Below are 6,523 nucleotides of genomic sequence, written 5' to 3'. Positions count from 1 at the left end.
GGCGCAGGGTGCTTCCACCCCGGGCTTCCTCGACCCACCCGCTGCGTCGCGGGTCAGCCGATCACGGCGAGCCGGTGAAGAGTCCCGGCTTCCAGCGGCGGTGCTGCGTTCTGTAGTCATTGTCGGCGTCGTCATCGCTCTGGCGGGGTGGAGGGTCCAGGGCACAGCCCAGTGGCACGACCTGACTCGGCTCTTCCGCGGGACCCCGCCTGCGGCCACGGCATACCAACCGCCGCCCAAGCCTCCAGTAGGCCAGGGCGGGTACGCCTTCGTGAAAACGCAGCACGAGTCAGCCGATCCGGTGACGTACGATCCCTGCGCAGTGATCCACGTCGCCGTCAACCACCGAGGCGCTCCGCCGGATGGTGACCGCATGGTTGGTGAGGCGGTCTCAGAGGTCGCTCGCGCCACCGGGCTGCACCTCGTGGTGGATGCCAGCGACAGCTCGCGCCCCCTCGTCCAGGACTGGACGAGCTCGTCTGGAGGGCTCGATCCGACGCCTCAGAGCATCCTCGTCGGTTGGGCGACGCCCGACGAAGTGCCAGGTCTCGCGGGGAGGGTCGCAGGTCTCGGAGGCAGCTCGGCCTCCGCCTCCCCGCTGACTGGGCGATGGTCCTGGTCGACCGGTCAGGTGGCCCTGGACGCCGACTACTTCGCCACCCTGAACGCTCGCGACGTGGAGGGCCACGCCTCGGGGCGCGCGGTGATCATGCACGAGCTCGGCCACGTCGTCGGCCTCGCCCACGTCGACGATGCTCACCAGCTGATGGCTGCCGAGAACCTCGGACTGGTGAGTTTTGGCGATGGCGACCTCCGCGGGCTCTACCAGCTTGGGCAGGGCCGCTGCGAGCGCGGCTCCCTCGATGATCCATGGGACCCGGCCGCTGCGTGACGGGCGCCGTTACCTGATTGAAGGACGCCGCTTGCGATACCCAGGGCGCGCGAATGGCAAGCTCTCCCCGTGACGCAAACAGGGGAAGGCATGCTCGAGGGGCTCTACGAGAGCCTCATCACCAAGCGCCTGCGGGAGGCGTTGGATGACCTCGACGTCCTGACACCGCTCACTGGCAGAGTCGATGAGGCTGATGAGCCGGAGGTGCTTAGCCGTCACGTCCGGGCGGCAGTGCTTCGCGCTCTGCACGGCGAGACAGACCCCTATAGGCGGCGCGAGCTCGTCAACCGAATCCTCGAGGACCTCAAGGCCCACGAAGACATCCTCATCGAAGCCCCCAGCCAGCTGCTCTCCCTCACCCGGCCGGGGGCGCCTGGTCAGGTCACACTGGTAGATCGGGGTCGTCCAGCCACGCCGTTGTCAGACGCGGCTCTGCTGACCAACGCCCATGGCGAGCCAGGCATGGGCAGTGAGTTGCGGGCAGAGCTCACCAGCACCGATCACGTCGACCTCGTCTGCGCCTTCGTCAAGTGGCACGGCATCCGTCTCCTCGAGGGCGAGCTGGCGGATCTTCGAGACCGCGGAGTCACGCTCCGCGTCATCACGACCACCTACATGGGCGCGACTGAGCGCGTTGCGCTCGATCGACTGATCAACGACTTCGGCGCGGAGGTCAGGATCCAGTACGACGCCCTTCGAACGCGTCTTCACGCCAAGGCCTGGCTCTTTCGTCGCAATACGGGCTTTGACACGGCATACGTGGGGTCAAGCAACCTGTCCCGTGCAGCACTGCTCGACGGAGTCGAGTGGAACGTGCGCCTCTCCTCGGTGGCGACCCCGGCCTTGCTCGAGAAGTTCAGCGCAACGTTTGACACCTACTGGAACGACCCCTCGTTCGAGCTCTACGACCCAGCCACGGACCGCGATCGCCTTGATGACGCGCTAGCCGAGGCCGGTGGGTCTCGAACCCACGACCGCGTCACTCTTGGGCTGTCCGGACTTGAGGTCCGTCCATACCCGCACCAGACCCAGATGCTCGAATCTCTCGACGTTGAGCGCAAAGTCCACGATCGCCACAGAAACCTCATCGTTGCCGCCACTGGCACCGGCAAGACGGTCGTTGCCGCGCTCGACTACAAGGGGCTCGCCCTCGATGCAGGTCGCCGGCCGAAGCTTCTCTTCGTGGCACACCGACGAGAGATCCTCCAGCAGTCGATGCGGACCTACCGCGAGGTCCTCGGAGACCCAGAGTTTGGCGAACTCTACGTGGGCGGGGCTCGACCAGAACGCTGGGACTACGTGTTCGCCTCAGTCCAGTCCCTTACGGCATACGGAGTCCCCAATATCCCTGTCGACGCCTACGAGGCTGTTGTCATCGACGAGTTCCACCACGCCGAGGCGAGGACCTACAAGCGCATCCTTGACCACTTGGCACCGCGCGAGCTCCTTGGACTGACGGCGACCCCCGAGCGCGGCGACGGGGTCGACGTTCGCGACTTCTTCGACGGACGAACCGCCGCCGAGCTGCGCCTCTGGGATGCCCTAGGCGCAGACCTGCTGACGCCCTTCCACTACTTCGGCATCGCCGACGGGACGGATCTCCAGCACGTCGACTGGCGGGCGGGCGCGTACGACACCGCAACGCTCTCGAACCTCTACACCGGCAACCACGTGCGTGCGCGGATCATCCTGAAGACCGTCGAGGACAAGATCGCCGATCTCACTGCCATGAAAGCCATTGGCTTCTGCGTGAGCGTGGCCCACGCGGAGTATATGACTCAGGTGTTCACGGGGGCCGGCATCCCCTCAGCCAAGATCACCGGCGACACCGCCACTGACGCGCGGGACCGCGCCATTGCCGACCTTCGGAGCGGCCGCATCAACGCCATCTTCGCGGTCGACGTCTTCAACGAGGGTGTCGACATCCCCACGATCAACACGGTGTTGTTCCTCCGTCCTACCGAGAGCTCGACGGTGTTCCTCCAGCAGTTGGGACGCGGCCTGCGCACGGCACCGGGCAAGGCGGTCCTCACGGCCCTCGACTTCGTTGGTCATCACCGGAAGGAGTTCCGCTTCGACCAGCGGTATCGCGCGCTTACCGGCTCGACTCGCGCCCAGATTGTCCGCGACATCGAGCATGGCTTTCCCTTCCTGCCCGCCGGAAGCCAGATCGTGCTTGATCGACAGACCCAGGCTCTCGTGCTGGCACACATCAAGAGCCAGATCAGCACGACGAAGAAGCAGCTCATCGCCGAGCTGAAGGGCCACCCCACGACAGAACTTACGACGTTCCTGCGAGACTCTGGCGTCGAGCTCGCGGATGTCGTGCGCTCCGACCGCTCCTGGGCAGGACTGCGTCGGGACGCCGGAGTCTCTGTCCCAGCGGGGGGTCCGAATGAAGCAGGTCTCCTGAAACGGGTCCGCGCGCTGGTCCACGTCGACGACCCCGTGCGAGCGAGCGCGTACTTGAGGTGGCTCGGCGACGATGCCCCGGCGTACGGAGACGCGGATGCAAGCCTCCAGGGGTACGGACGGATGCTCTTCTTCTCCCTCTGGCCAGATGGCGGTGGCCACGCCTCGTATGCCGCGGGACTGGCTCGCCTCCGGGACGAGCCTGCAGCCCGGGAGGACTTCCGATCCGTCATTCAGCTCGGTTTCGCGGGCGCCGAACACGTGACGGTCCCGCTCGGTGGCTCTCTCGGGGATCGCCCGCTCCGAGTGCATGCCCGGTACACCCGGGAGGAGGCTGTCTCGGCGCTGGACTATGTGTCGATCGATGGCCGCAAGCCCAACAGCTTCCGCGAGGGCGTTCTGTTCTCGGACACCATCCAAACTGACGCATTCTTCGTCACCCTCAGGAAGTCGGAGGCGGACTACTCCCCCACCACCATGTATCGCGACTACGCGATCAGCCCGTCGCTGTTCCATTGGGAATCGCAGTCAGGCACGACGGTGGCGTCAACAACTGGCCAGCGGTACATCTGCCATCAAGAGCGATCGACTCACATTCTGTTGTTCGCACGGCACGAGAAAGTGACCGCGTTCGGCAGCGGCGCACCATATCTCTTCCTTGGTGAGGCCGACTACGTCGAGCATCGAGGGGAGCGCCCGATCGCCATTACTTGGCGACTCGAAAAGCCCATGCCGACTGGCATGTTCACAGCGGCTAGCGTGGCGGTCTAAGACCTGCGATCGCGGCCGAAGTTGGTCACTCGGCCGCTGCGCGAGACTTCACCCTCAGCCGTTCTATGGTCCGTATCCGATGACAGTTGGCGCACACGCACTCGCACTTCAAGAGCTCGGTGACGATGTCGAGCCACGGGCGGTTGTTCGCGATGAGGCCAGAGACGGGCGCTGTCTTCACTCCCCGCACGTGATCGAAGTCAAGCCCTCGCGCCCAGCCCGCCCACCCGCAGTCCCTGCACCCTTGGCCGAGCTGGAGACGGTCGATGAGGTCCTGATGATCCACTCGGCGTTGCCATGATGGAGGAATCCTCCTGCCACCGCGAAGGACGGACGTAAGCTGCTCCGACGTCGACCAGCGATGTCACCTGATACATCGAGGAAGGCATTTCGCCAGCTCATCGCGAATTCGTTGCGACGACACGCACATCTGCACCAACCGGGAGACTTTCCCGTACTTCTCACGAGGAACAACGTGGTCGGGCTCCATGGCGCGGACGTCGGAGTAGCCGCAGTCTGTACACCCCTGCTGTTGACACTCGATCACGATGGCCTGGAGACGCGGGCGACTTCTTGAGCTGATAGGTGGCCCCTCTGCGGCTGGCGTGCTTGTCGCTCAGCCTCCCGGCACACTCCGTGGAGGCCGCTGTACTTGCGGCTCTCTTTGTTGAATGCCGAGGCCGGATGCTTCGCCTGACAGGCCGGACACCAAATCGGTGTCTCCGGCGTGATGTCGGCGGCGGTTGGACGTCTACGACGAGTCAACTTGGGCTGCAACGTCATCTCCCAGGTTGATCGGTTCGACCCTCACGTCCTTCCTACCCTCTACCTCTGACACACCCGGTCTGGCACAGGACGAAGGGCCCGCACAGGCGTCCGGGCCCTTCGTCGTGGAGCTAGTCGATCAGCTGCAGCCGCTGGTGCTGCCGCATCCTTCGCAGACGTAGCACGAACCCGCTGGCCGCATCTTCGTGCCGCAGGTCATGCACATCGGTGCGTCCGCTGACTTGCCCAGGAACTTCTCCATGAGCTCGGCCGACGAGTGGATCTCGGCACTGACCTTGCGGGCTGAGGCGGCACCGGACCCGGAGCCCACCACCGCCGCGCTGTCGGCACCGGCGGACCCAGCCTCGACCGCCTTATCCTCCACCTTCGGCTCGGCCTTCTTGGCGACTTGGACGGACTGGGAGTAGGACTCCAGCTCGTCTTCGAGGTCATCGGAGTCGGTCTCGTCGGCCAAGTAGGAACCCGTCTCGAGCTGACGTGACCGCTCCTGGGCGGTGTGGATCCCCATGGAGCCACGCGTCTCGAAGTCCATGTAGTCAAGCGCCAGCCGGCGGAACACGTAGTCCATGATCGACTGCGACATCCGCACGTCCGGGTCATCGGTCAGGCCAGCCGGCTCGAAGCGCAGGTTGGTGAACTTTTCGACGAACGTCTCGAGCGGCACACCGTACTGCAGACCAATCGACACGGCGATGGAGAACGCGTCCATGACGCCGGCCAGGGTCGAGCCCTGCTTGCCGAACTTCAGGAAGATCTCGCCCAGCCGCTCATCGTCGTAGGTGCCGGCCGTGAGGTAACCCTCGGCCCCCCCGACGGAGAACGACGTCGTCTGGGAGGCGCGACGCTTCGGCAGCCGGCGGCGGACCGGACGGTACTCGATGACCTTCTCGACCTTGACCTCGCCAGCAGCGAGTTTGTCAGCCGCGAGACCCTTGGCAGTCGAGCCGCCATCGGCGAGCGGCTGGCCAACTTTCGCATTATCTCTATAGATGGCAAGGGCTTTCAGCCTGAGCTTCCAGCCCTGCATGTAGACATCCGAGATCTCCTCGACCGTGGCGTCTTCAGGCAGGTTGACCGTCTTGGAGATCGCTCCCGACAGGAACGGCTGCGTCGCCGCCATCATGTTGACGTGGCCCATCGCCGAGATCGAGCGCGCACCCATCGCGGTGTCGAAGACCTCGTAGTGCTCCGGCTTGAGACCGGGCGCATCGATGACGTGACCCTTGTCGGCGATGTACTCGACGATCGCCTCGACGGTCTCCCCCGTGTAGCCCATCTTGCGCAGGGCGCGTGGGATGGTGAGGTTAACGATCTGCATCGAGCCGCCGCCGACGAGCTTCTTGAACTTGACCAGTGAGAAGTCGGGCTCGATGCCCGTCGTGTCGCAGTCCATCATGAAGCCGATGGTCCCGGTCGGCGCGAGCACGGTCGCCTGCGCGTTGCGGAAGCCGTGCTGCTCGCCCAGCTCGATCACCTCGTCCCACACCGCCTTCGCCGCCTGGAACAGATCGGACGGCAGGTGCGTCCGGTCGATGTCCTTGAGCGCCGCCCGGTGCTTCCGCATCACGCGGAGGAACGGCTCGCGGTTCTTCTCGTAGCCCGCGAACGGACCGCCGTGGTCCCGCGCGATCTTCGCCGACTGCGCAAACGCCGCGCCGTGCA

At 65.2% G+C, this 6,523-nt stretch carries 2 protein-coding genes and 1 pseudogene; 2 read left to right on the top strand and 1 reads right to left on the bottom strand.

All coding sequences use genetic code 11. The features are described 5' to 3' along the window. Positions 1-373 precede the first annotated feature (373 nt). Positions 374-892: a matrixin family metalloprotease gene (locus ACLL9L_RS06600; RefSeq protein ID WP_411283847.1), complete on the top strand. Its 519-nt coding sequence runs from the start codon at positions 374-376 to the stop codon at positions 890-892. Positions 893-982: 90 nt separating this feature from the next. Next, a complete protein-coding gene (locus ACLL9L_RS06595) occupies positions 983-4,075 on the top strand; it encodes a DUF3427 domain-containing protein (RefSeq protein WP_411283846.1) in 3,093 nt (1,030 codons plus the stop codon). A 904-nt stretch (positions 4,076-4,979) separates the two neighbouring features. Here ACLL9L_RS06595 and ACLL9L_RS06590 read toward each other — a convergent pair. Further along, positions 4,980-6,523, bottom strand: a pseudogene (locus tag ACLL9L_RS06590) (vitamin B12-dependent ribonucleotide reductase); the annotation flags it as partial.

Source organism: Lapillicoccus sp., from assembly GCF_046595215.1.
In the GTDB taxonomy this organism is placed as follows: domain Bacteria; phylum Actinomycetota; class Actinomycetes; order Actinomycetales; family Dermatophilaceae; genus Lapillicoccus.
This window is presented reverse-complemented; position numbering and strand designations above follow the sequence as displayed.